The organism is Micromonospora yangpuensis (assembly GCF_900091615.1).
GTDB classification, from domain to species: domain Bacteria; phylum Actinomycetota; class Actinomycetes; order Mycobacteriales; family Micromonosporaceae; genus Micromonospora; species Micromonospora yangpuensis.
In genome coordinates this window covers 1,332,437-1,356,055 of the sequence record NZ_FMIA01000002.1, presented here as the reverse complement: position 1 = coordinate 1,356,055, position 23,619 = coordinate 1,332,437, and the positions used below count along the sequence as shown (strand labels likewise).

Here is a 23,619-nt window from a genome sequence, read left to right as displayed (position 1 = left end):
GGGGCCGCGCCGGACGGGGCCGCGCCGGACGGGGCCGCGCCGGACGGGGCCGCGCCGGACGGGCGGTCGGTCGGGCGGTAAGAAGGGGACCCTTCTCTACCGCAGGCGTTAACAGGGGGCCCTTCCTTACAGCTGGGTGAGGAGGTCGGGGACGGTGGTGACGGGACGTTGGCAGACGAAACCCCGGCAGACGTACGCGGTGGGCTGGCCGTCGCGTGTCGGGCGGTCGGCCAGCAGCGGCACCCCGGGCTGGTCCGGGAGGCCGGCGACCAGTACCGCCCCGGGTGGGGCGTGCCGGAACGCGGCGGCGACCAGCGGGTCGGCGGCCGGGTCGGTGGTGGCCACCGCGATCTCGTACGGCCCGGAGAGCAGTGCCTCTCCCACCGTGGTCGCGTACCCGGTGAAGCGGGCGTGCCGGGCGGCGATCGGGGCGATGGTGGCCAGGGCGGCCTCGGCGGCCTCCCGGTAGCGGGTCTCGCCGGTCAGCGCCGAGTACGTCACCAGCGCCGCCGCGATCGCCGACCGACCGGACGGGGTGGCGTTGTCGGTCGGGTCGGCCGGCCGGGCGACGAGTTGCTCGGCGTCGTCGGCGGTGTCGTAGAAGCCGCCACCGGGGGCGGCGAAGCGGGCCAGGGCGGTGTCCAGCAGCTGCCCGGCCAGCTCCAGCCAGCGCCCCTCACCGGTGAGCTGGTGCATCGCGCAGAACGCCTCGGCGACGCAGCCGTAGTCCTCCAGCACCCCGGCCGGCTCGCCGACCACGCCGTCGCGGGAGACCCGGCGCAGCCGGCCGTCGACGACGTGCACCCGGGCCAGGTGTTCGGCGGCGTCGCGCATCGCCCCGTCGGCGACGATGGTCACCCCCGCCAGCAGGTTGTCGTCACCGGCCCCCGCGACCCCGGCGGCACCGGCCGCGTCAGCAGCACGGTCGGCGGCATCGGTGCCATCGTCAGCCCCGGCCCGCTCACCGGGCGACGCCGGACCACCAGGCGGGCCGGCGGTTACCTCGGCCTCGACGAGGCGGACGAACTCGGCGAGCGCGGTGATCGCCAGGCCGTTCCAGGCGGCCACCACCTTGTCGTCGCGGGCCGGTTGCGGGCGGGTGTCCCGGGCGGCCAGCAGCTGCCGGACCACCCGCTGCCAGCGCCCCCGTACCGTCGGGTCGGCGTCGTCGACGTCCCGGGCCAGCCGCAGCACGCTGGTGCCGTGTTCGAAGGTGCCGGCTTCGGTGACCGCGAAGAGGTCGGCGGCCCACCGCCCGTCCTCCTCGCCCAGCACCTCGACGAGCTGAGCGGGCGTCCAGGCGTAGGTGAGCCCCTCCACGCCGTCGGTGTCGGCGTCCAGCGCGGAGGCGAAGCCCTGACCGGGGCGGTGCAGCTCGTCGGCGAGGAACCGGGCGGTGTCCCGGGCCACCCGCTTGGCCAGCGGGTCACCGGTGAGCCGCCAGAGCTGGGTGTAGACCCGCAGCAGCAGGGCGTTGTCGTAGAGCATCTTCTCGAAGTGCGGCACCGTCCAGTGCGCGTCCACCGAGTACCTGGCGAAACCGCCGGCGAGCTGGTCGTGCAGGCCGCCCCGGGCCATCGCCTCGCAGGTGTGCCGGACGATCTCCAGGCTCTCGGCGGACCCGGTGCGCTGGTGGTGCCGGAGCAGGAAGAGCAGGTTCAGGTGCGGCGGGAACTTGGGCGCCCCGCCGAAACCGCCGTGCTGGCGGTCGTACTCCTTGGCAAGCTGACCGGCGGCGGCGTCGAGCAGGTCGGCGGTGAGCGGCGCGGTGGGACCTCCGACGGCCTGCGCGCCGCCGATCGCCTCGACCACCGCGGCCCCCTGCTGGAGTACGGCGTCCCGCTGCTCCCGCCAGGCCGTGCCCACCGACTCCAGCAGCCGGACGAAGTTGGCCTTCGGGAAGTAGGTGCCGCAGAAGAACGGGGTACCGTCCGGCGTGGCGAAGACGGTCATCGGCCAGCCGCCCTGCCCGGTCATCGCCTGGGTGGCGGTCATGTAGACGGCGTCGACGTCGGGGCGTTCCTCCCGGTCCACCTTGATCGCCACGAAGCCCTCGTTGAGCAGGGCACCGACCGCCTCGTCCTCGAACGATTCGTGGGCCATCACATGACACCAGTGGCAGGCCGCGTAGCCCACCGAGATCAGCACCGGCACGTCCCGGTGCCTGGCCTCGGCGAACGCCTCGTCACACCAGGGCCACCAGTCCACCGGGTTGTCGGCGTGCTGGAGCAGGTACGGGCTGGTGGCGTCGACGAGTCGGTTCACCCGACGACCCTACCCAGCCCCACGCCCGGCGCGCAGCGCCCATGAAAGCCCACGCCCGGCGCGCAGCGCCCAGAAGGCCCCATCGGCGCAGCGCCTGGGAGGCCCCGCCGGGCGCGCAGCGGTCAGGAGGCGCCGTCGGCGCGGAGCGGGACGACGGTGGGGCGGCTCGTGTCGATCATCGAGCCGAGTACCGCGCTGATCTTGTCGGCCGGCATCGGCTTGAAGAAGTGGTAGCCCTGGGCCGCCGTGCAGCCCAGCTCGGTCAGGGCGAGGCGCTGCTCGGCGGTCTCCACGCCCTCGGCCACCACCCGCAGCCCCAGCTCGTGGGCGAGCCCGACGGTGGTCCGTACGATGGCCGCCGCCTCGGGCGAGTCGGCCATCCGGAGCACGAACGAGCGGTCCACCTTCAGCTCGTCCACGGTGATCCGGGTCAGGAAGGTCAACGACGAGAAGCCGGTGCCGAAGTCGTCCACGGCGAGCTGCACACCCATCGCCCGCAGCGTGGCCAGCACCTCGTCGATGATCTCCAGCTCGCTCATCACCACCGTCTCGGTGATCTCCAGCACCAGCCGGTGCGCCGGCACCTGGTGGCGACGCAGCAGGTCGGCGATGTCGGCCGGCAGCCGGGGGTCCAGCAGGCTACGCGCCGACAGGTTGACCGAGATGGGTACGTCCACCCCCTCCCGGGCCCAGCCGGCCGCCACCGCCAGCGCCTTGTCGAGGACGTACCGGGTGAAGGTGCCGAGCTGCTCGCTGAGCTCCACCGGGCGGATGAACTCCACCGGGTTGAGCCAGCCCCGGCGCGGGTGGTGCCAGCGGATCAGCGCCTCCACCCCGGTCGGTGCCCCGGTGGTCAGGTCGACGGCCGGTTGCAGGGCCAGCACCAGCTGGTCGTCGGCGGCGAGGGCCTCCCGTAGCTCGGCGAGGAGGGCGAGCTGGTCGGTGCTGGCGGCGTCCCGGGCGCTGTCGTACGCGACGATGCTGCCGCCGCTGCCCTTGGCCTGGTACATCGCGATGTCGGCCCGGCGCAGCAGTTCGGTCAGGTCGGCGGTGCCGGCGGCGGTCACCACCACCCCCACCGAGACCTCGACGGACATCCGCACCCCGGCCACCTCGGTCGGGGCGGCGAGTCGTTCGGCGATCTCCCGGGCCCGGCGCAGCGCGTACGCGCTCGGGGCGGCCCGGTCGCCGACCACCGGGACAGAGGTCACCAGCAGCGCGAACTCGTCGCCGCCGAGCCGCCCGAGCAGGTCACCGGGGCGGACCAGGGCCTCCAGCCGGTCGGCGGTCAGCCGCAGCAGCTGGTCACCGGCGGCGTGCCCGAGGGTGTCGTTGACCTCTTTGAACTGGTTGATGTCGAGCAGCAGCAGCGCCACCGGGTGCTCGTGGGCCAACTGGCGCAGCGCCTGGTCGCCCCGGCTGAGCATGGCCGTCCGGTTCAGCCGTCCGGTGAGCGGATCGTGCACCGCCTCGTACGACGAGCGTTCGGTGACCCGCCGCAGCTCCCGGTGGGTCGCCGCGTCGTGCAGGGCCGCGGCCAGCGCGTCACCGAAGGCGGCGAGGGCGTCCCGTTCCCGGGCCTCCGGCGGTGCCGAGCGGGGAAAACGCAGCCGTAGCTCGCCGACCTCGGTCGAGCCGACGCCGAGCCGGCGGAGCAGCTCGTGTTCACCGGGCTCGTGACCGGTCGGCGGGTCGGCGTCCAGCTCGGTCACCTGGCCACCCACGTCGCACCGGTAACGTCGCCAGTGGCCGTCCGGGCGGGCCACGTCCACCTCGACCGTCTCCGCGCCGAACAGGTTGAGCGCGCCGGTGACCGCGGCGGTGGCCACCCCCCGCTCCTCCAGCTGGTTGAGTGCGGCGGTGGCCTCGGCAAAGGCCCGCCAGGTACGACGTTCCTGATCGGAGCGCAGCCGGTGCCGGTAGGTCTGCTGGAGCAGCCACAGTGGTGGCGGGAGCAGCAGCAGCCAGCGCGGGTCGATCTCCATCAGGGCGACCACGACCAGGCCGACGGCGATGTTGCCGACGAACATCAACAGCTTGCCGCGGAGCGCGGCCAGCAGCGGGGTGCCGATCGGCACGCTGTGTCGCAGCCCCAGCATCACCCCGCCGAGCCAGGCCGTCACCAGCAGGTACGTCACCGACCCGGCGACCAGGGCGAGCGCCAGCCCGGGCGTGGGGGCGGCGAGCAGGGGCCGACCCAGGGTGGTGGCGACCGAGGCGGCCAGCGCGGTCGCCGCGGCCAACGAGGCCGCGATGCGGACGATCTCCAGCGTCGGTTGACGGTCCCCGGCGATGGACATCGCCCACCAGGCGAGTCCGGTGCCGAGCAGCGCGGCGGCGGGCAGCCAGCCGGCCGGTACCAGGTAGAGGCAGACGATCAGGGCGGCCTCGCCCCAGGTGATGCTCACCATGCCCGCTGTGGTGCGGAAGCGCAGCCGGGCCAGCTGGGCCACCGCGAAGGCGGCCACCGCGAGGCCGAAGCGGGCGGGACCCGGTAGCGGGTCGTCGGCAGGCAGGCGGGCGGGCAGGGTCAATCCGACCACGGCGGCTGCCAGCGCGGTCAGCAGGACCGCGCCGGTGAGCAGCAGTACGCGCGTCGGTGTGCCGCGCCACCCGAGCCGGTCGATCGGATCCTCGCCGGCCCGGCCGGGGATCACCGGACGCCTCCGTCGGTCGGCCGGTGGCGGGCACCACGGGCGACCGGTGCGGTGACCTTCATCGGCGCCCCCTTCCGCGCACGGCTCGGGGAACGTCTGGTCCCCCGGCGGAAGGCTAAGCCAAACCGGATGGTCGCAACAGGGGGCGACCATCCGGTTCGGCGTGAATCACGAATGAACTACCCGTTGCGGCGCTGCTGGCGCCCCTTGCCGGCATTCGGTAAGGATTCCTGCGCGACGCTCACGTCGGCCGGTTCGGCGGCGGTCGCCTCGGCCCGGGACGCCTCGCCCGGCGACTCCGGGAACCGGTCGGGCAGCCGGCGCAGCCGGGAGTTCATGTTCCGGATGAGCAGCACGGTGACGATGGCCAGCACCAGGATGAGGAAGAGGCCCATCGGACCGGCCAGGCCACCCGTACGGGTGTTGCCGAAATTGTTCGCAGCGAGCACCTGGGCTGCGGTCAGCATGAGGGACCTCCGGTGGATGACTGCCCACCAGGGTAGCCCCGGCGGTGGTCAGCGGGCATCAACGGTCTCCCGCACCCCGGCGAACAGGTCGGACTCCGGCAGCGGGCTGTCCACCAGCGATCGGACCAGCTCGAAGTCCTCCGTCGGCCAGGCCCGCTGCTGCATCTCCATCGGCACGTGGAACCAGAAGCCGTCCGGGTCGACCTGGGTGGCGTGGGCCCGCAGGGCGTCGTCGCGGACCGGGAAGTACTCGGCGCACTCCACCCGGGTGGTGATCCGCGGGCCCTTGTCGACCCGGTCCTCCCACCGCTTGATCCAGTCCTGGTACGGCGACTCCAGGCCGGCGGCGAGCATCCCCTCGTGCAGCGCCATGATCTTGCCCTTGGAGAAGCCGATGTCGTAGTAGAGCTTCAGCGGCTGCCAGGGCGCGCCGAGCTCCGGATAGCGCGAGGCGTCGGCGGCGGCGTCGAAGGCCGCCACGGTGACCTTGTGACACATGATGTGGTCGGGGTGCGGGTAACCGCCCTCTTCGTCGTACGTGGTGACGACGTGCGGCCGGAACTGTCGCATCAGCCGCACCAGTGGCCCCGCCGCCTGCTCGACGTCCTGCAGCGCGAAGCAGCCCTCCGGCAACGGGGGCAGGGGATCGCCCTCGGGCAGCCCGGAGTCGACGAAGCCCAGCCAGGCCTGGTCGACGCCGAGGACGGCCCGGGCGGCGTCCATCTCACGGCGGCGGATGTCGGCGATGTCGGCCCACACCTCGGGCCTGTCGAGTTTCGGGTTGAGCACGCTGCCGCGTTCGCCGCCGGTGCAGGTCACGACCAGCACGTCCACCCCCTCGGCGACGTACTTGGCCATCATCGCGGCACCCTTGCTCGACTCGTCGTCGGGGTGTGCGTGAACGGCCATGAGACGCAGTTGCTCTGCCAACTTCGGCGCTCCTCGTCTGTGCCCGGCGGCAGACCCACCCGGGTCGGCCCGAACCGTAGCGGACCATGACCGCAAGATCGTGACCGCAAGATCGTGACCCCGACATCGTGACCCCGACATCGTGCCCGCAAGATCGTGCCTGCAAGATCGTGACCACAAGCCGTGCCGACCTGCCATCGTTGACTCAGCGCCGGGCTGGAAAGATGGACTCTGACCATTCTTGCCGATGCCACCGACAACAACGCCAGGAGATACCCGCCGGTGACCGAGACGCACGCCACAATTCCCGCCGGGGCACCGGTGTTCCCACCCGGGCGCTACGGCCGTCGCCGCGCGCCCGGCCGTCGGCGGACCGTGCTCGTCGTGCTCGTGGCGGTCGCGATGGCGGCGGTGCTGAGCCTGGTCGCGGTCCGGCAGTACCAGCTCTACGGTGACCCGAACTACGACGCCGAGGTGATCACCTACACCGGGATCACCGACACGCAGATCGTGGTCGACTTCCGGGTCACCGTGCCGGCCGGCGGTTCGGCGCTCTGTGTCCTGCGGGCCCGCGACCAGGCCGGTGCGGAGGTGGCCCGCGAGGAGGTGACGGTGACCGCCGGTCCCGACGAACGGCACCTCACCTCCCGGCACCGGTTGACCACCACCGGCCGGCCGTTCATCGGCGAGGTACTGCGCTGCCGGGCCCCCGACTGAGCCCACCCGAGCGCCGGCACGACGGGCAGGGCCGTCGGTACGGCCGGTGATCGACGACACCGCTGTGGTGCGCGGCACTGGTAACTTGGACATTCACCTGTCAGCCAGAACCGCAGAATCGAGGAGACCGCCTGTGTCCACCACTGACAACGAGGCGCCCGCCACCTGGCTGTCCCAGGACGCGCACGACCGCCTCAAGGCCGAGCTCGACGAGCTGATCGCGGGCCGTCCGGTCATCGCCGCCGAGATCAACGCCCGGCGCGAGGAGGGCGACCTGAAGGAGAACGGCGGCTACCACGCCGCCCGCGAGGAGCAGGGCAAGCAGGAGGGGCGCATCCGCTACCTGCAGGAGCTGTTGCGCACGGCGAAGGTCGGCGAGGCGCCGAGTGCCGACGCGGTCGCCCCCGGCATGGTCGTGACGATCTACTTCGACGACGACCAGGCCGACACCGAGACGTTCCTGCTCGGCTCGCGGGAGATCGCCTCCACCACCGACCTGACCGTCTACAGCCCGGAGTCGGCGCTCGGTCAGGCGATCCTCGGCAGCCGGTCCGGCCAGACCGTCACCTACACCGCGCCGAGCGGGGCCGACATCAAGGTCACCGTGGTCAACTACGAGCCGTTCTCCGGCTGACCCACCGCGCACCGGTGCCGCGCCCGCCGACGGGCGCGGCACCGCCGTACGGCTCAGGCCAGGCCGGGGAAGCCGACCTGGTAGCCGCTGGCGCGCAGCGCGCCGATCAGCTCCTCGGAGTGCTCCTCCCCCCGGGTCTCCACCGACAGGGCCACCTCCACCTCGCCCAGGTGCAGGTGCGGGTTGGCCCGCTGGTGTTCCACGTCGACCACGTTCGCCCGGTGCTCGGCGATCTCGGCCAGCAGTGAGGCGAGCTGACCCGGCCGGTCCGAGCAGCGGACGGTGACCCGCAGGTACCGGCCGGCGGCGGCCAGCCCGTGCTCGATCACCCGGAGCATCAGCAGCGGATCGATGTTGCCGCCGGAGAGCACCGCCACCACCGGTGGCTCGACCTGCACCGCGCCGGCCAGCAGCGCGGCCACGCCGGCCGCCCCGGCCGGCTCGACCACCTGCTTGCCCCGTTCCAGGAGCATCAGCAGGGCGCGGGAGATGTCCTCCTCGGTGACCGTGACGATCTCGTCGACGAGCTTGCGCACGTGCTCGAAGGTGATCACCCCCGGTCGGCCGACCGCGATGCCGTCGGCGATGGTGGAGAAGGCCGTCAGCGGCACCGGCTCACCGGCGGCCAGCGAGGGCGGGTACGCCGCGGCGCTCGCCGCCTGCACGCCGATCACCCGGACGTCGGGGCGCAGCGCCTTCGCGGCCACCGCGATCCCGGAGATCAGCCCACCGCCGCCGACGCCGGTGACGATGGTCCTGACGTCGGGGCACTGCTCCAGGATCTCCAGCGCCACGGTGCCCTGGCCGGCGATCACGTCCCGGTGGTCGAAGGGGTGGATCAGCACCGCACCGGTCCGTTCGGCGTACGCCTGCGCGGCGACCAGCGCCTCGTCGACGTTCGCGCCGGTCAGCTCGATCTGCGCGCCGTACCCCTTGGTGGCGGCGACCTTGGGCAGCGGGGCGTTGACCGGCATGAAGACCGTGGCGTGGGTGCCGAGCAGCCCGGCGGCGAGCGCGACCCCCTGGGCGTGGTTGCCGGCGCTGGCCGCCACCACCCCCCGGGCCTTCTCCGCCGCCGACAGCCGGGAGATCCGCAGGTACGCCCCGCGCACCTTGTACGACCCGGCGCGCTGCACGTTCTCGCACTTGAGCCAGACCGGACCGGCGAGCGCCGCGCTCAACGGCCGGGAGGGCTCCAGCGGGGTGACCCGGGTAACCCCGGCGAGCACGTCCCGGGCCGCCTGCACGTCGGCGAGGCCTACCAGTTCCGTCATGCCCCGATCGTGCCACCCGCCCGGCCCGCCGCCGACGGCGACATCGGCGGGCACACCGGCCACTACCTGCGGCAACGACCCCGTCACCGGGAGCGGGACGCTCAGGCGACGACCGGTGTGCCGACCCGGGGGTAGCCGGGGGCGTGCCGGGGCCAGGGGGCCTGCAGCTCGAACTGCCCGGCGACGGCCAGCAGCAGCAGCTCCGAGCCGGGTGGCCCGATCAGCTGCACCCCCACCGGCAGCCCGTCCGGGCGGCGGCCCACCGGCACCACCAGGGCCGGCAGGCCGGCGACGTTCCACGGGGCGGCGTACGGGGCGTACCGGATGTTGGTCAGCAGGTTGGACCGCCAGGACCGGCCCGACCAGGCGTGCGCCGGCGGCGGGGCGCTGGCCAGCGCGGGGGTGAGCAGCAGGTCGACCGAGTGGTCGCCGAAGAACCCGATCGACCGGTCCCGCCAGGCGGCGCGGTCGGCCTCGCGGACGTACCCGCGTCGTTGGGCCCACTCGCCCAGCGCGACGTGCCGGCGGCTGCGCCGTTGCAGGCTGCGCCGGTCGACGCCGGCGGCCCGGACGTCGGCGGCCGCGGCGGCGAACCAGGTAGCCATCCCCTGCAGGCCCAGCGCGGTCGGGTAGACCGGGTCGGCGGGTACGGCGTCGTGTCCGGCGGCGGCGAGCAGCCGGCCGGCGGCGGTGACCGCGTCCCGGTTCGGCTGGTCGGGGTGGACGCCCCGGACCGGCGAGCGCAGCGAGACGCCGACCCGCAGCCGCTGCGGCGGCACCAGCTTCTCCGGCCGTCGACCGGCCAGGACGGCGAAGCCCACGGCGGCGTCGGCGACCGTACCGGTCAGCACGCCGTGCTCGGTGAGGCCGAACCAGTCGTCCGCACCGAGCTGGCAGGGGACCACGCCCCGGCCGGGCTTGAGACCGAGCAGGCCGCAGCAGGCGGCCGGGATGCGGATCGAGCCGAGCCCGTCGTTGCCGTGCGCGATCGGCACCAGCCCGGCGGCCACCGCGGCGGCGGCCCCGCCCGAGGAGCCGCCGGGGGTACGCCCGGTGTCCCACGGGTTGCGGGTGACGGCGGTCTCGTCGTCGGTGAGCCCCCAGAGCCCCAGCTCCGGCATCCGGGTCACCCCGAGGATCACCGCGCCGGCCCCGCGCAGCCGGCGGACCACCTCGTGGTCGGCCTCGGCGACCGCGGTCCGCACCGCGGCGGAGCCGTTCCAGGTGGGCAGCCCGGCCACCGGGGTGTTCTCCTTGACCCCGACCGGCACCCCGGCCAGCGGGAGGTTGGCCAGGTCCTCCTGCTCGTCGACCTTCTCCGCCTCGGTGATCGCCGCCCCGCCGCGTACCGTGCGGAACGCGGCGAGTCCGGCGTCGGCCCGGTCGATGTGGTCGAGATGGTCGGCCACCACCTGGGTCGCCGAGACATCACCCCGGCGTACGCCCCGGGCGATCTGTTTGGCGGTTGCCCCCACCCAGGTCGGCATGATGTCCTGCACGGCCACCCTCCCCAGCCAGCGGTCAGCCCAGCGCCTGCTCCAGATCGGCGAGCAGGTCCTCGACCGTCTCGATGCCGACAGACAGTCGCACGAGATCGGCGGGAACTTCAAGCGGCGAGCCGGCAGCACTTGCGTGTGTCATCTTCCCCGGGTGCTCGATCAGGGATTCCACCCCGCCGAGCGACTCGGCGAGAACGAAGAGCTTCGCCCGGTTGCAGATCTCCACGGCGTGCGCCTCGCCACCGGCGGCCCGGAAGGAGATCATCCCGCCGAAGCGGCGCATCTGCTTGGCGGCCACCTCGTGTCCCCGGTGCGACGGCAGGCCCGGGTAGAGCACCTCGGCCACCTTGGCGTGCCCGTCCAGGTAGGCGACGATCCGCTCGGCGTTGTCGCAGTGCCGGTCCATCCGTACCCCGAGGGTCTTGACACCGCGCAGGGTCAGCCAGGCGTCGAACGGGCCGTTCACCGCGCCCATCGCGTTCTGGTAGTAGCGCAGCTCGTCGCCGAGGCCGGCGTCGGCGACCACCAGCGCGCCGCCGACCACGTCGGAGTGACCGCCGACGTACTTGGTGGTGGAGTGCACCACCACGTCCGCACCGAGGGCGATCGGCTGTTGCAGGTACGGCGAGGCGAAGGTGTTGTCCACCACCAGCAGCGCCCCGGCGTCGTGCGCCACGGCGGCCAGGGTGGCGATGTCGGCGATGCCGAGCAGCGGGTTCGTCGGCGTCTCCACCCAGACGATCTTCGTGCTGCCGGGGCGGATCGCGGCCCGTACCGCGTCCGGGTCGGAGACCCGCGCCGGGGTGAAGTCCAGCCCCCACCGCTGCGCCACCCGGGCGAAGAGCCGGTACGTGCCGCCGTACGCGTCGTCCGGGATCACCACGTGGTCACCCGGCTGGCAGACCGCCCGCAGCAGGGCGTCCTCGGCGGCCAGACCGCTGGCGAAGGCGAGCCCGACCCGACCGCCCTCCAGGGCCGCCAGGCACTCCTGGAGGGCGTCGCGGGTCGGGTTGCCGGAGCGGCTGTACTCGTACCCGAGCCGGGGCGCGCCGACGGCGTCCTGGGCGTACGTGCTGGTCTGGTAGATCGGTGGGATCACCGCGCCGGTGCGGGCCTCGGGGTCCTGACCGGCGTGGATGGCGAGCGTCTCGAAGCCGTGGTTCATTCCCGTGAGGCTAGCTGTAAGGAAGGGCCCCCCATTAACGCCTACGGTAAAGAGGGGCACCCTTCTCACCGCCGTTGACCGTTCGAGGGTCCGCGGGGCTAGCCTCGGCGGATGGCCGACTGCGTGTTCTGTGGGATCGTCGCCGGCGACCTGCCGGCGTTCCGGGTCACCGACGAGCCGGACGGCGTGGCGTTCCTGGACACCCGACCGGTCTTCCCCGGACATGTGCTGGTGGTGCCGCGCCCGCACCTGGTGACCCTCGGTGACCTGCCGGCGGCGGCGTTGCCCGGTTACTTCGCGCTGGTCCAGCGGGTGGCACTCGCGGTGGAGAGCGGGCTCGGTGCCGGCGGCACGTTCGTCGCGATGAACAACAAGGTGTCCCAGTCCGTGCCACACCTGCACACCCACGTGGTACCGAGGACCCGGGGAGACGGCCTACGCGGGTTCTTCTGGCCCCGCAGGCGCTACGCCGACGACGCCGAGGCGACCGACCACGCCGCCCGGATCACCGCCGCACTCGCCTGATCCGGGGCATTCACTCGGTGAGCTTCGGGTGGGACGGCCCGGCCGACACGATCCAGACGATACGACGTTCCGTATCCGGGCAGTACCAGATTCGACCACCGGCAGTCACCTCGTACTGCCACTGCGACAAGGCTCGGCCGCCCACCTCCCGGGTGGCGAGAGGGCCTCTCAGCCGGTGTTGCCGCGCCGGATTCTCCGGCTCCGTGGGCCGCTCGGTGAGCACGACCCACGCTTCCCAGGTGTTGGAACGGGCGGATTGGCAGAGCTGTTCCCAACCCTTGGCCGCCTCTGAGGTCGCGAACCGGGCCTCCCATCCGCCCGGTCGTCCCGGCGGTGCGACCCGGTCACCACGTTTGGCTCCCACGGATCATGCCTCCGTGGGACCGGGAACGGGGCCATGGTCCTCCGACAGCGGCTCGCTGAGCTCCCGCACCAGACGGGGGTCGGTGTAGACAGCTGCGGTAGCCCGCCATTCTCGGACGGTCTGCGCCAGCACCGACCACTCTCCCAGGTCGGCCGAGATCCGGGTTGCCGTGACGAAATCCGTCACGAACTGCGCGAGACTCTCCTCCGGAAGCAGCCCGAGCCACGGAAACTCGTCCATCAGGACCTCGGCAGCGACCTCCCGGGGAAGGTGCGCCAGGGCGTTACGAAGGGCCCGGGCAGCGGCCACCGCACCCTCACCGGCTGCCATCATCCGGTCCTCCCGGGTCAAGAGGAGCGCGGCCCCGTCCCGGCGGCGGACTCTGACGTCCCCAGAGTCAGCCAGCGCAGCCACGCTCTTGGGATCGCGCTGCAGCTCACTCCACTGGACTTCCCTGGTCGTCGGCATGCCTCAATTCTGAACTTTTTCATACTTCATGGCAAGCCGACGCCGGCAGTCGCCTGATCCGGCAACAGGCGGGTAAGGAAGCCGGGCCCGTTGGCGTTGCAGGCTGCGAGAGGTACGAGAGGAGTTCCACCGTGTTCCTTCGCCGCATGAAGGCCGAGCTACCCACCGCCGACCAGACCCTGCCGGGTCGCCCGTTGCCGATGCCCGTCGCCGACCGGCACGAGGTTCTCGGGACCCCGCTGAAGGGCCCGTTCCCGGCGGGCACCGAGGTCGCCGTCTTCGGGATGGGTTGTTTCTGGGGCGCCGAGCGGTTGTTCTGGACCCTGCCGGGGGTGTACACCACGTCCGTCGGTTACGCCGGGGGCAGCACCCCGAACCCGACGTACGAGGAGGTCTGTTCCGGGATGACCGGGCACACCGAGGCGGTCCAGGTGGTGTACGACCCGTCGACGATCAGCTACCAGGACCTGCTCAAGGTCTTCTGGGAGAACCACGACCCGACCCAGGGCATGCGTCAGGGCAACGACGTGGGCACCCAGTACCGGTCGGCGATCTATGCGAGCACCGACGAGCAGCTCGCCACCGCCCAGGCCTCCCGGGACGCGTTCGCGCCGATCGTGGCCAGCGCCGGCAAGGGTGAGATCACCACGGAGATCGCTCCGCTGGGCGACTACTTCTTCGCCGAGACGTACCACCAGCAGTACCTGGCCCCGACGAAAAACCCTGACGGATGGTGTGGTATTGGCCCGAACGGCATGACGTGCCCCGTGGGGGTCGCCCGGATGGGCGGCTGAGCAGCGAAAACACACCCCTGGTCGCCGCTGCGGGGAGCAGGCGGCCGGGGGCTACTCGGCCACGTAGGTGCCGCTGCCGGGCACCCCGACGACCAAGCCGCGAGCCTTGAGCGCGTCCACGGCGCGGGCGACGGTCCGGCGGGCGCTGCCGTACTCCTCGGCCAGGGCGTCATACGTGGGCAGCCGCGCGCCCGGCCGGAACTGCCCCGCAGCGATGCGGCGGGTTAGGTCGGCCTCGATCTCTCGGGCGGTGTGCGGGATCGGCACGCGCACAGGGTCGCGCGTTCCCATGCATGCCCTACTTACACCCCTGGCACTGCTTGCCCTGGTCGCATTGCTGGCACTAGGTTGCCAGGTGGAGGCGCGATCAGCGGTAGCCGTGACGGCGGCGCGGGTCGCTGCACGCACGAGGGGCGTCCCGTCGCCTGGCAAGCGGCGGGGCGTCCCGTTCCGTTTCTGGAGGGGTGCCGATGCTGTCCGAAGAGAAACCGCTACGGGTGCCGGTCGACATCAACGGGTGGCGGTGGCCGTTGTGGGTCGGGCGGGTGGAGTGCGGCGAGTGCGGCGAGGTGGTCGCCGCCGAGCGATGTACGGCGCTCTCCGAACTGGCCGAGGCGATCGAGCTGCACGCTTCGAGGTGCCGGCGAGCCTGAAACGACAAAACCCCCGGTACCCATGCGGGTGTCGGGGGTTCGTGTGTCTGCGGTCAAGCAGACAGGAAGGGCTACAGCGTGAGGGCGGCGGCGTCCTGTGTCGGCTCGGCGGTGTTGCGGCGGCCGGGCCTCGTGACGGCGGTGCTCATGATCTCGTTCTTTCCTGGTCCGCAGGTCATCGGAGCTGCTCGTGACCCCATGTGTGGAGGCGACGGGCTTCCTCAATACCCGCCAACTGCGCACATGGGTACGCCGGCCGCCTGCCGTGGTCTACGACCGTCACCCTCGCGTCTCGGCCGTGCCGGTCGCTAGCGGGGGCTGAACGGGGCGAGCCATCACGGCGAGCGAGGCGGCCAGGCCGACTGGGTAGCGCGCTCAACTCCGCCATGAACGCGCATCGCGGCATGAGCGTGAGACCGATCTTGGCTGACGAAAGGGACTTTCTTCTTCCGCTCCGGATACTGCAGGATGGGCCTATGACTGACTTCTGTGCCTTCTGCGGCTCGACAGGGCCACTGACTCGTGAGCATGTCTTCGGCCAATGGGTCAGTAAGATCGGCTTGGACCTCAGTCCGGTCCGACACATGGCAGGCCCGTTGAACGGTCTGCCCCGTGATATGGGCGAACAGCCTCCATATCGGCAGACGGTCAAGGATTTCTGTTCCTCCTGCAACAACGGCTGGATGAGTCGGCTCGAAGATACCGCTCGACGAGTCCTGTCTCCCATAATCCTCGGCAAACCTGGGGCGATATCAACCCAAGACCAGCCTGCGATCGCGGTGTGGGCGCAGAAGACCGCGCTAACTGCGATGCTCCTATCAAGCAAGGAACAAAGAAGCCGTGGATACGGCCTGTCGCAATCGGTCTACACGACGTTCTACGAGTGCCAAAGCCGGATGGAGCCTTTGGGTGCCAGCCGATTTTGGGTAGGGCAGTATGAGGGAACAGTGGGATTCTCAGCTGTCCACGTGACCCCGCTCGCGGTTCGTATTCCAGGGATTGCGGAACCCGACAGGCCACAGTGCTACGCGATGACGATCGTCCTCGGCAAACTCGCCCTGCACGGGCTAGTCTTCACCACGCCGGCACTGGAAATTGACGTAACGATGGTTCTGGGGATACCCCAAATATGGCCGCCTCAAGGTTCAGTTGGATGGCCGACAGGGCAACCGTGCACTGAGGAAACGTTCCGACGCTTTGCGAATGGACAAATGCTAAGGTCAGCCGTTGAAAGTGTGGAGCTCCGACCTTGGACTCCCGCAACCGAGTTGCCGCAAAGTGTCATCGTGGACGGCAAGGTTCACGTCCCCGCGCTGTGCGGAAAACACTCCTATCGCTATCCGGCAGTCCTCCTTGCGGAGGCTTTCCGAGGCAGATTCCACGCGTTCGCGACGGGATGCGCGTGCCCACAAGCATATCTGATCCAGACAGAATCTGATGGCGCCCACTGTAAGGCAGTCGGTGCAGCAGAAGGAATCTCCGACATGTACGAGGACCTGCCTGGCACTGAGGTCGTTATCCATGACGAGGCTGGCGTCTTCTTCTGCAAGAGGCTTCCTGCGGCGGATATGGCGACCGTAACGAACCAGCAGCCGATCAGGCCGGAGTGAGTCAATGCCAAAGGACTTCAAGGACCTCATCGAAATTCGACATTACGATACATATCATTATGCTCGGATTGTAGATGCAATGGCGCGCGACCCAATGGCTTACATGCATGATCTCAGCGAGATGCTGTCGGACGACGGATTCGACTACTTCTGTGAGCCGTTCGATAAAGTCAGCGCACTACACAAGTTTGCATCCATCGTGATTAATAGAACCTTCGATGAAGATCTACTAGGTCTGCCAACTCTGGCTCCGAGCCGCTCCCAAGTTTTTGCAGGCGCTCCACTCTATGACCACCAAATGCATGTGCTTCCGGTCGAGAATGCTTTCGAGGCCCTAAACCTTCCGCACACGACCTTCGTGAAGTTTCGGTCTGCCAAGGGATGGCCAGCCCTGAAGCCAGGCTTCGAGCGTCATCTTTATCATGCTCACCGATCACCGTGTGACGAATGCCCGGAGCATGAAAGCCTTCCTGACGAGTACAACGAATACTTCACCGAGTTGCAGCTTACCGGCGAAATCGAAGAGTTGTGCGATCGTCTCGCGGAGGAGGTCTTCTTTGTTCTCTTTGCAAACCGCTCATTCCTCTATGACTTCAACCATATGATGGCCAGCTATGTGACTAGTTACGCTTCATTCAGCAGCCCCGACGAGGTCGATCCAAACAGCATATTCACTAGTCGTAAAGATGGATGTTCTCGACTGAGACGAGCGGATATTCCGGACTGGGTCAAGACGGCGGTCGAGTTCCGCGAGCGTGGGCGATGCGCGAACTGCAAAATCGAGTTAGGAACCCTTCGCACGCCGATCAAGAGAGCGGAGTTCGATCACATGGTACCTCTGGCCGAGGGCGGCCTTAACGATGTAACGAACATCCAACTCTTGTGCCACATTTGTAATAACGAAAAGGGCGCTCAAGTTCTCGCACCCCGCTTGCTGTATGAGCGGTGGTATCCGGCTTAACATGCGACTCTTCGAGAACGTATTGACGTTCGACTGGGAACATACTCTCATCGGCAGATGAGTGCATGGTCCGCCGGACCTAGCAGACCGGCCGTGGTCCGGCCTCGGCACGCGGCAGAATGCATAGTGCCCGGCGTCGTCAGGGTCGACCGCGCCGCCCTCGCACGCGCGTGCCAGCGGTGTAAGTCTCCGGGACCCAGGCCAGCCCGGCGGTCACTTGACCGGTCAATCGGGCTGGGCCGATCTCGTGGGCGGGATCGTCCGGGCAGCTCATGCGGCGCGGTCCCGGCGGCTCATGGCCTCGCGTACGCGGGCGTGCAGCCGGCGGTTTTCGTTGCGGCACGGCCGGCACAGCCGGCGGAAGCCGTCGAGGGTGCGCCGGTCGCGGCCGAACGCCGACAGCGGGCGGTCGGTGCCGCACTGCGGACACTTCCTAGTGGTCACGTGAGGGCCTTCCGCCGGTTGGCGCGGTGGATCTCGACAGCGCGAGCCACAGAGCCGGGGTTGTACGTCGCGTGCCAGGCGACCGAACGGACGGCCAATTCGTCGCGTAGTTCGCGCTCGGCAATGGCGGCCAACTTCTCCGGATCGTCGCCATAAATGGGAGGGCGGCCCGGCATAATAAGGCGGTGCGGTCGAATTGCCATGTGGTCAATGCCCCTATGGCTACCAATCTCGGCACGTTCCATGCCCCATTCCATAGCGAGCGCGGTGTTTGTTAGCACCTTTATGTCGAGGGTAGAAACGTCCGCAGCGTCGCTCGGCCACTGCCCAATTCGACGCCATTGTTGACCGGCACCGGTGATGTGGCGCATTGTCAGCCGGGCGCGGCGGCCGGCGAGTTGGGCGAGTCGGGTAGCGGTCGCGGGGTCGATGTGGCCTGGTTTTGAGCCGCCACCGATATTCGCAATCATGCCATTCCCTTTCCATGGAATGGTTTTTGGGTTTTTGGAAATGCCGAACGGATTCGGGCTCACAGTGACGCGCCATGCCTACCGGGAGGGCTTTGTGTGTGTGTGTGTGTGTGGGGGGGCTCCCCCCACCCCCACGCGGGCCGGCGAACGGCGCGGCGAACGCACGCGCACAATTCCATAAAGGAACGGCGCAATACGTTCGCTCACACATTCGCCATTCAAGTAATCAATTCATTCGAGCGCAACTACACTTCATGCCAACACGCAGCACACATTACCTCGTCTGCAAGAATGGTTCTGCGTCGACAACGCGGGCAAATGCGTGTCGATGTGGCTGCCTTGCTGATAGGCAACAAGGCAACCACACCAACCACATCACTCACGCATTCTCGTCGTCGCTGCCCTGCTCAATAGGGGGCAGGCCGGCGAGCCGGCGGGCCAACTCATCCGGCGTTCCTGCCGCCAGCTCGGCACGATAGAACTGCTCATCGGTCATGCCGGCCCGGCGGACAGTGCGGGATCGGCCGGACCTCTCCACGGCGTAGAAGAAATTGGCCATAGCGTGATCCAGGTTCATCGAATTCACCTCCCCAGGGGGTCGAAAGCGCGGGGGTCGGGGTGTTACGCGCGGCCTGGTGCGCCTTCCGGCACGCCACCGAGCAATACCGCTTGCTGCCGGGGTTCAACGGCCCGCCGCAGTGGGCGCACGCGTCGACCAGCGCGGGCGGGGCCGGCAGCGGCGCGGGCACCTCCTCGGCCACCAGGGACGCCAGCGGCGCGGGCACGCTCGCGGACGTGGAACTCCTCGTCTCTCAGTGCGACCAGTGCGGCGGCGTCCGCGCGGGCGAGCACGGCAGCCGCGCTGGCGCGCTTGGCCTGCCGGCGGCGCTCGGCGGCGGCGCGGCCTCGGGTTGGCGCACCCTCGCGGTTGGCTTTCTGCCAGCCGATGTCGTGGCGTTGCTGGCTCATCAGAACGGGCCTCGGATTCTCTTGGCGATGTCTTCGATGTGCTCGGGCGTTTGGCGCTCGTAACCCTTGATCTGGCGGGCGATACGGCCGATGTCACCGGCGGACCGGCCCGCCGGGGGCTGCTCCTCGGCGGGCTGCTCGGCGGCCTCACGCTCGGCCCGAATGGCGGCGAATCTCGCGTCCACCTCGGCATCCCACGCGGCGGCCTCGGCGGCGGTCATCGGCTGGCCGGCCTCGTCGTATCGCTGGGTCACTTGAGCCGTCCCGTCGTGCGCACTGCTTCGCGGGCAGCGGCCGGTCGCAGGTTGGTCGGGTCCATCGCGCGGGTCAGAATCTCGAACGCATCGACCACCCGTCCGAGGCGGACCGGGCCGGAATAGACAACCTCGTTCGGGCCTACCCACGGCGCACGCTCGGCCTGCGGGACAAGCGAGTTACGCAGGTTCGACACCGTGCCGTACCGGGAGAACGCCGCGCGGGCAGCGTCCAACGCGGACTCAAGCTGCGCGTAGGCGTCCATCGCCTGCTGCGCCAGCAGGTCGGCCAGGTGGTCGGCGTGCTCAGCGATGGCGAGGCCGTACGCGATGCGGGCTTCGCGCAGGCGGCCTTCGGCGGCCTTCCTGGCGATGTGCGCCTCCTCAAGCTGCACCTCGTGCGTGATCGCGTCGAACGTCGGCGGCTTCTTACCGGCCCGGATCGCGGCCCGCACCTCAGCCTTGTGCTCGGCCGGGATCATGTCCACGTCGAGGTAGGTGTCTTCGGCAGCCCGGTAAGCCTGCTCGGCGGCATCCACATCGCCCAGCGCGGCGACCAGGGCCGGCACGGCGGCCACGATGTCGGCCGGCAGCGGCAGATCGGCAAGCTTCTTCGCGTTGCGGCGCGAGGCGAGAACGGCGGGATCGGTGATGGGGTTGATCACTGTGACTCCAGTGGTTGACCGCGTGTCATCCAACAGGCGGTGTAAGGGGATGCCGGGGAAACCGCCCGGCGCGGGGGTATGGGGGCGCTGCTCCCCCGGTCGCTTTCAGGAGTAGCGACCGGGGGCGCGCCATGTCCGCGCGCTACCTTCCTCAAGAGCGCGCGGGGTCTATCAGCGGCGGCCGGGGTGCTAGCCGGCGACGCCCAGGGCGGCACGCGGCGGGGTGGCGCACCGTCCGCAGGCGGTGCCGATCTCGCCGGTCGGCAGGATCGCTACGTACCCGGCCCGGTGCCCGCATCCGTTGGCCTCACAGTGGAAGTCGGATGCCATCAGCAGCTCGTGCCGGCGCTCGGGCGAGACATGGATAGCGGTCAGCGGTTTAGACATCGGGGGGACTCCAAGCGATGTTGAGCGGCGGTCACCGGGGGGCCGTCCAGGTCTGCGGCGTCGAGCGGCCGAGCGGCGACGGTGCCAGGCACGCGGCGGCCAGGCGGGCGAGCGTGTGCATGAGCCGGCGCATCACAGCCGCTCCCACAGCGGACGATCACCGGTGCGCGGGTACGTGCGGTCGCGCATGATCAGGCGTTCGCGGCGGGTGCGGTCCGTGTAGATCGGGGCACCCCGCCAGAGATGCACACCCATCCAGCCGCGCTTGCCGTGGACAACGGCGCTCATCAGGTACTCGCGGGCCACGGTGGCGAACGTCTTGCGGCCGGCGGGCATGATCTCGCCAACGGCCGGGCCGCGCTTGACGGCCACGCGAGCGCCGATCATCTGCGTGTCGGCGAACATGCCACCGGGGGCACCGGTCAACAGCACCGGGTCGGCGTCGTAGTCGAGGGTGTCCATAGTCGACATGTAGGCGTCGAACAGGTCCGGGCCTGACGTGAACCGGCCGATCAGCCAGCGGAACGTTTGCAGGTCGGTCAGCCAGGTTTCGATGGCCCAGGCTGCGGAGCGGGCGGCGGGGGTCATCTCATCGCCGTATCGGTATGCGTCCACGGGGTCACCTCCAATCGGTTGCAGGGCAACGAAAAACGCCCCGGCGGCTGTGAGAGATGCGACCTCTCACAGCGCCGGGGCGCTGGTCTTTCGGTGTTGCTGTCCGCGCCGTGTGTGTCGCATACACGCGGTGCGGGGTGCTGCCCTACCGGGACAGGCGGGCGGCGCGGTGCGCCAGGTAGTCGGCCACGTTCGCGCGGAACGCGGTGGTGGCCTCGTCAGTCAGTGGCCGGGGCCGGGTCGCGGTGGGGCGGCGGGTGATCGTCGGGGCAGTCATGGTTCCTCCACTCTGGGCAGTGGCAGACGGCGAAACCGCCCGGACATGGGTGGGCCGATCTCCTGACGGCAACCAAGATCGGCTCACTCATGACCGGGCGGGGTCGGGGGGCGCGACGGGTTGCCGGTCGTCGCGGTGCGCGGGGTCCGCCCGTCTCGGGCGGTGGTCGTACGGGGGCTCACTATGTATGTCCCCCAAGGGGGGAAACGCGGGGGCCGGGGGGCTGTGGGGGGTCACTGAATATGTCCCACAGCGGTAAAACGCCCTGGTCGCAGGCTTGCGACGGGGGGCCGACTTTCGGCGGCGGGTGGGCTCTGCCTGCTCCCACCCGGTACGTCCTACAGCGGTAAATCTCTGTACTAGGTAAGTCCTCAGCGTTGTAAGGGCATGGGCGCAGCCGGGCGGCCCGACTGCCGGCGGCGCGCCCGTGGGTTACGGGGGCCGGACGCGGGCGCAGCCGGGGCTGCCCAAGAATTACCCCCCGGATGGCGCACCCCGGGCCGGTAAGTGTCGTCACCCCGTTGTCACTTACCCCCCTGATAACGCACCCATCCTCGGGCGCAGGCGCAGCGGGGGATGCCCAGGGACTACAGAGGGCACTTAAGTTAACTACAGTTATTATAGTAGAGGGTTATAAGAGGATGAAATAGGACAGATTGAGAGAGAAGGAAAACGGGCGGCGAGGCGACAAGAGTCCGAACGCCATTACCCCCCGAATGGCGCACCCACGTCGTCACCCCTCGGCGGCGCTACCGACCAGCGGGGCAGGGCTGCGGCGGGATGGCATCGGAAACGGGCTGTACGCCACGCTGTCGGCCGTGCGGACTGTCCGGGTGCTTACCCGGACGTCGGACGCACAGCGGCCCGCTACGGGGCACGTAGCGGGCACTTGTTGACGCTGGGCGGGACAGGGGCGTGCGACCTATGTAGTGCCGGCCCAATCCAGCGTTACGCGGGCGTTCACGGTGCCCCACGGGTCGGCCTTGGTCGGGCGGCCACCCTTGGATGCCGCACGGCGAACCGTGATCCGGTCAACGAACAGGGTCACGAAGTCGCGCCGCTCCCCCACCGTGGCACCGTCCCACCACGCCGGCTCGTCGCCGTAGGCGCTGGATGTCCAGAGGTCCAGCGGCAGCTTGGCGGTGGCCTGGTCGTCCAGCTCGGCCAGGCGGGCGGTAAGGGCATCGACGCGGGCACCGGTCACCGTGACGGCGCGGGTAAGCGCTGCGGCGGCGGCACCCGTGGCGGTCCCCAGGGCCTCGGATTGCTGGTCGAGGGCTGCGGTTGCGTCGGCCAGCTCGGCGGACACTGCGGCGCGCTGCACGGCGGTCTCCGGCGTTGCCGTCGCTGCGCCGTAGCGGCGGGTCGCCTCGGCCAGGATCGAGGCGGTGGTCTGGTCCTCGTCGGCCGGATCGATCGAGTTGAGCAGGCGGTCGATTCGCATGCGGACCCATCCATCGAGCGCGGTCAGGCTGATGGTGTTGGAATGCCGGCCCGCCGGGGCGGTGCACATGTAGGCGTCGCGATTCGCCAGGGTGGCGTTTGCGACGAACCGACGCGCCTTCATCCGGTACCCGCACTCGCACCACAGGATGCCCAGACCGGAGAGTAGGGCCGGCTCGTCGGCGGACTGGATCGACCGGGCGGTGCCGGTGAGGATGGCTTGCAGACGCCAGAACTCCTCGGTGGTGATGATCGGCTCGGCCGGCGGCGGCAACACGCGGGCGTCTTCCAGGTCGTACGCGGTGCGGTAGCCGGTGATGTTGTCCCGGTCATCGAGGATGGCGACGGCCGGCAGGCCAGCGATGCGGGGGTCACGCAGCCGCTTGTGTAGGTTCCGGTCCGACCAGGCACCCGACGCGCGAGAGCGGCCCACCGTCGCGCCGCGCGTGCGGATGCCCCGGCGGTCGAAGTAGCGGCACACGGCGTGCACAGCGAAGCCGAGCAGCACGGCGCGCACGGCCACCCGTAGCGCGCGGGCCTCGGTCGGCTCGATGACCAGGGCGCGGATGGCGACCGGCTCGCCTGCGGGGGTCTGCGCCATGCGCTCGACGGTGCGGAATCCGAACGGCGGGTTTCCGAGGTGTCCCCCGGCGGCGTGCGCAAGGGCCTTTGCGGCTTTGATTGCGGCGGACTTGTTCTTTGACTCGTTGTGGGCAGCGTCCATTCGCAGCAGGAGGTGGATCAGATCCATCGTGTTATCCGGGCCGAATGTGCCTTCGGTGATGCTGACAATGGTCAGGCCACCGGCGAGCAGCGGCAGCCATTCGGCAAGGGCGATACGCGGATCTTGGCGGGTGAGGCGGGAGACGTAGAAGACATAGAGGTGCGTGATTTCGCCGGCCTTGATCGCCGCTACCATCTGGTCGTACGCCTCACGAACCACGCCGACCTGATAGCCGGATCGGTCGATGTCCTCGAACATGCGGACGGTTGCGCCGGGGTGGTCGTGGTTGGCGCGCTCGGTGGTGGCGGTGCGCTGCGTTGCCGGGGACGCCTCGGACTTGTTCGCGCGGGCGGACGACTGCCGCACGTAGGCGGCGGGGCGAGCGGTGATCATGGCTCCACAGTAGTCA

At 69.9% G+C, this 23,619-nt stretch carries 25 protein-coding genes; 7 read left to right on the top strand and 18 right to left on the bottom strand.

Going from position 1 to position 23,619, the window contains the following annotated elements:
* Window positions 1-126 precede the first annotated feature (126 nt).
* The 4 genes from GA0070617_RS06445 to mca form a co-directional block, all read right to left on the bottom strand.
* Window positions 127-2,265, bottom strand: coding sequence for a thioredoxin domain-containing protein (locus tag GA0070617_RS06445; RefSeq protein WP_091434876.1), 2,139 nt, complete (start codon window positions 2,263-2,265; stop codon window positions 127-129).
* A 122-nt stretch (window positions 2,266-2,387) separates the two neighbouring features.
* Window positions 2,388-4,892 carry a putative bifunctional diguanylate cyclase/phosphodiesterase gene (locus GA0070617_RS06440; protein ID WP_244891699.1) on the bottom strand — a complete coding sequence of 835 codons (2,505 nt, stop codon included), beginning with the start codon at window positions 4,890-4,892 and terminating at the stop codon, window positions 2,388-2,390.
* Window positions 4,893-5,101: 209 nt separating this feature from the next.
* A complete protein-coding gene (locus GA0070617_RS06435; RefSeq protein ID WP_091434872.1) occupies window positions 5,102-5,389 on the bottom strand; it encodes a hypothetical protein in 288 nt (95 codons plus the stop codon).
* 48 nt (window positions 5,390-5,437) lie between these two features.
* Complete coding sequence (gene mca, locus GA0070617_RS06430; RefSeq protein ID WP_091434870.1) at window positions 5,438-6,319, bottom strand: mycothiol conjugate amidase Mca; 882 nt, start codon at window positions 6,317-6,319, stop codon at window positions 5,438-5,440.
* Between the two features lie 261 nt (window positions 6,320-6,580).
* Here mca and GA0070617_RS06425 point away from each other — a divergent pair, with 261 nt between their 5' ends.
* Both GA0070617_RS06425 and greA read left to right on the top strand, forming a co-directional pair.
* On the top strand, window positions 6,581-7,015 hold the full coding sequence (locus tag GA0070617_RS06425) for a DUF4307 domain-containing protein (RefSeq protein WP_091434868.1): 435 nt from the start codon (window positions 6,581-6,583) through the stop codon (window positions 7,013-7,015).
* Between the two features lie 133 nt (window positions 7,016-7,148).
* Window positions 7,149-7,649: a transcription elongation factor GreA gene (greA, locus tag GA0070617_RS06420; RefSeq protein WP_091434866.1), complete on the top strand. Its 501-nt coding sequence runs from the start codon at window positions 7,149-7,151 to the stop codon at window positions 7,647-7,649.
* 53 nt (window positions 7,650-7,702) lie between these two features.
* Here greA and ilvA read toward each other — a convergent pair whose 3' ends face one another.
* From ilvA to GA0070617_RS06405, 3 genes are all read right to left on the bottom strand, one after another.
* Entirely contained in the window at window positions 7,703-8,923 is a 1,221-nt protein-coding gene (ilvA, locus tag GA0070617_RS06415; RefSeq protein ID WP_091445987.1) for a threonine ammonia-lyase, read from the bottom strand.
* Between the two features lie 101 nt (window positions 8,924-9,024).
* Window positions 9,025-10,428 (bottom strand): amidase, encoded by a 1,404-nt coding sequence (locus GA0070617_RS06410; protein WP_091434864.1) that lies wholly within the window; start codon window positions 10,426-10,428, stop codon window positions 9,025-9,027.
* 16 nt (window positions 10,429-10,444) lie between these two features.
* Window positions 10,445-11,587 carry a cystathionine gamma-synthase gene (locus tag GA0070617_RS06405; RefSeq protein ID WP_091434862.1) on the bottom strand — a complete coding sequence of 381 codons (1,143 nt, stop codon included), beginning with the start codon at window positions 11,585-11,587 and terminating at the stop codon, window positions 10,445-10,447.
* Window positions 11,588-11,710: 123 nt separating this feature from the next.
* On the opposite strand from GA0070617_RS06405, the gene GA0070617_RS06400 reads away from it, so the two are divergent.
* Window positions 11,711-12,112 carry an HIT family protein gene (locus GA0070617_RS06400; protein ID WP_175440738.1) on the top strand — a complete coding sequence of 134 codons (402 nt, stop codon included), beginning with the start codon at window positions 11,711-11,713 and terminating at the stop codon, window positions 12,110-12,112.
* A 367-nt stretch (window positions 12,113-12,479) separates the two neighbouring features.
* On the opposite strand, the gene GA0070617_RS06390 is transcribed toward GA0070617_RS06400, so the two are convergent.
* Entirely contained in the window at window positions 12,480-12,944 is a 465-nt protein-coding gene (locus GA0070617_RS06390) for a hypothetical protein (protein ID WP_091434856.1), read from the bottom strand.
* Between the two features lie 131 nt (window positions 12,945-13,075).
* Here GA0070617_RS06390 and msrA point away from each other — a divergent pair, with 131 nt between their 5' ends.
* Entirely contained in the window at window positions 13,076-13,738 is a 663-nt protein-coding gene (gene msrA / locus GA0070617_RS06385; protein WP_091434854.1) for a peptide-methionine (S)-S-oxide reductase MsrA, read from the top strand.
* Between the two features lie 51 nt (window positions 13,739-13,789).
* Here the strand turns inward: msrA and GA0070617_RS06380 are convergent, their stop codons facing one another.
* A complete protein-coding gene (locus GA0070617_RS06380; RefSeq protein ID WP_229688128.1) occupies window positions 13,790-14,005 on the bottom strand; it encodes a winged helix-turn-helix domain-containing protein in 216 nt (71 codons plus the stop codon).
* Between the two features lie 203 nt (window positions 14,006-14,208).
* Between GA0070617_RS06380 and GA0070617_RS06375 the strand changes: the two genes are divergently transcribed.
* From GA0070617_RS06375 to GA0070617_RS06365, 3 genes are all read left to right on the top strand, one after another.
* A complete protein-coding gene (locus tag GA0070617_RS06375; protein ID WP_139135591.1) occupies window positions 14,209-14,391 on the top strand; it encodes a hypothetical protein in 183 nt (60 codons plus the stop codon).
* Window positions 14,392-14,867: 476 nt separating this feature from the next.
* The gene (locus GA0070617_RS06370) at window positions 14,868-16,001 is read left to right on the top strand and encodes a hypothetical protein (RefSeq protein WP_091445985.1); all 1,134 of its coding nucleotides are present in this window, start codon (window positions 14,868-14,870) and stop codon (window positions 15,999-16,001) included.
* Window positions 16,002-16,005: 4 nt separating this feature from the next.
* A complete protein-coding gene (locus GA0070617_RS06365) occupies window positions 16,006-16,962 on the top strand; it encodes an HNH endonuclease (RefSeq protein WP_091434848.1) in 957 nt (318 codons plus the stop codon).
* A gap of 270 nt (window positions 16,963-17,232) precedes the next feature.
* Here GA0070617_RS06365 and GA0070617_RS30415 read toward each other — a convergent pair whose 3' ends face one another.
* The 9 genes from GA0070617_RS30415 to GA0070617_RS06335 all read right to left on the bottom strand — a co-directional run bounded on the left by GA0070617_RS30415 (window position 17,233) and on the right by GA0070617_RS06335 (window position 23,603).
* Window positions 17,233-17,406, bottom strand: a complete 174-nt coding sequence (locus tag GA0070617_RS30415; protein ID WP_175440451.1) for a hypothetical protein — start codon at window positions 17,404-17,406, stop codon at window positions 17,233-17,235.
* Complete coding sequence (locus GA0070617_RS29710) at window positions 17,403-17,939, bottom strand: hypothetical protein (protein ID WP_139135590.1); 537 nt, start codon at window positions 17,937-17,939, stop codon at window positions 17,403-17,405. The genes GA0070617_RS30415 and GA0070617_RS29710 overlap by 4 nt, the downstream gene beginning before the upstream one ends.
* A gap of 316 nt (window positions 17,940-18,255) precedes the next feature.
* Window positions 18,256-18,453 (bottom strand): hypothetical protein, encoded by a 198-nt coding sequence (locus GA0070617_RS06355; protein ID WP_139135589.1) that lies wholly within the window; start codon window positions 18,451-18,453, stop codon window positions 18,256-18,258.
* A gap of 391 nt (window positions 18,454-18,844) precedes the next feature.
* Complete coding sequence (locus GA0070617_RS06350) at window positions 18,845-19,099, bottom strand: hypothetical protein (RefSeq protein ID WP_091434842.1); 255 nt, start codon at window positions 19,097-19,099, stop codon at window positions 18,845-18,847.
* Window positions 19,096-19,764, bottom strand: a complete 669-nt coding sequence (locus GA0070617_RS06345; RefSeq protein ID WP_091434840.1) for a hypothetical protein — start codon at window positions 19,762-19,764, stop codon at window positions 19,096-19,098. Before GA0070617_RS06345 ends, GA0070617_RS06350 begins: the two co-directional genes overlap by 4 nt.
* A 189-nt stretch (window positions 19,765-19,953) precedes the next feature.
* Window positions 19,954-20,151 (bottom strand): hypothetical protein, encoded by a 198-nt coding sequence (locus tag GA0070617_RS29705; protein WP_139135588.1) that lies wholly within the window; start codon window positions 20,149-20,151, stop codon window positions 19,954-19,956.
* Window positions 20,152-20,283: 132 nt separating this feature from the next.
* Entirely contained in the window at window positions 20,284-20,766 is a 483-nt protein-coding gene (locus GA0070617_RS06340) for a hypothetical protein (RefSeq protein ID WP_139135587.1), read from the bottom strand.
* Between the two features lie 145 nt (window positions 20,767-20,911).
* Window positions 20,912-21,043, bottom strand: a complete 132-nt coding sequence (locus GA0070617_RS31990) for a hypothetical protein (RefSeq protein WP_268239621.1) — start codon at window positions 21,041-21,043, stop codon at window positions 20,912-20,914.
* 922 nt (window positions 21,044-21,965) lie between these two features.
* Entirely contained in the window at window positions 21,966-23,603 is a 1,638-nt protein-coding gene (locus GA0070617_RS06335; RefSeq protein ID WP_091434837.1) for a recombinase family protein, read from the bottom strand.
* Window positions 23,604-23,619: the final 16 nt, after the last annotated feature.

Bases quoted from the DNA above. Each gene is read 5' to 3' on its own strand.
- GA0070617_RS06375 (WP_139135591.1), top strand. From the start codon at position 14,209: ATGCTGTCCGAAGAGAAACCGCTACGGGTGCCGGTCGACATCAACGGG.
- GA0070617_RS06335 (WP_091434837.1), bottom strand. From the start codon at position 23,603: ATGATCACCGCTCGCCCCGCCGCCTACGTGCGGCAGTCGTCCGCCCGC.
- GA0070617_RS06365 (WP_091434848.1), top strand. From the start codon at position 16,006: ATGCCAAAGGACTTCAAGGACCTCATCGAAATTCGACATTACGATACA.
- GA0070617_RS06370 (WP_091445985.1), top strand. From the start codon at position 14,868: ATGACTGACTTCTGTGCCTTCTGCGGCTCGACAGGGCCACTGACTCGT.
- ilvA (WP_091445987.1), bottom strand. From the start codon at position 8,923: ATGACGGAACTGGTAGGCCTCGCCGACGTGCAGGCGGCCCGGGACGTG.
- GA0070617_RS06405 (WP_091434862.1), bottom strand. From the start codon at position 11,587: ATGAACCACGGCTTCGAGACGCTCGCCATCCACGCCGGTCAGGACCCC.
- GA0070617_RS06390 (WP_091434856.1), bottom strand. From the start codon at position 12,944: ATGCCGACGACCAGGGAAGTCCAGTGGAGTGAGCTGCAGCGCGATCCC.
- GA0070617_RS06435 (WP_091434872.1), bottom strand. From the start codon at position 5,389: ATGCTGACCGCAGCCCAGGTGCTCGCTGCGAACAATTTCGGCAACACC.
- GA0070617_RS31990 (WP_268239621.1), bottom strand. From the start codon at position 21,043: ATGACTGCCCCGACGATCACCCGCCGCCCCACCGCGACCCGGCCCCGG.
- GA0070617_RS06355 (WP_139135589.1), bottom strand. From the start codon at position 18,453: ATGAACCTGGATCACGCTATGGCCAATTTCTTCTACGCCGTGGAGAGG.
- GA0070617_RS29705 (WP_139135588.1), bottom strand. From the start codon at position 20,151: ATGTCTAAACCGCTGACCGCTATCCATGTCTCGCCCGAGCGCCGGCAC.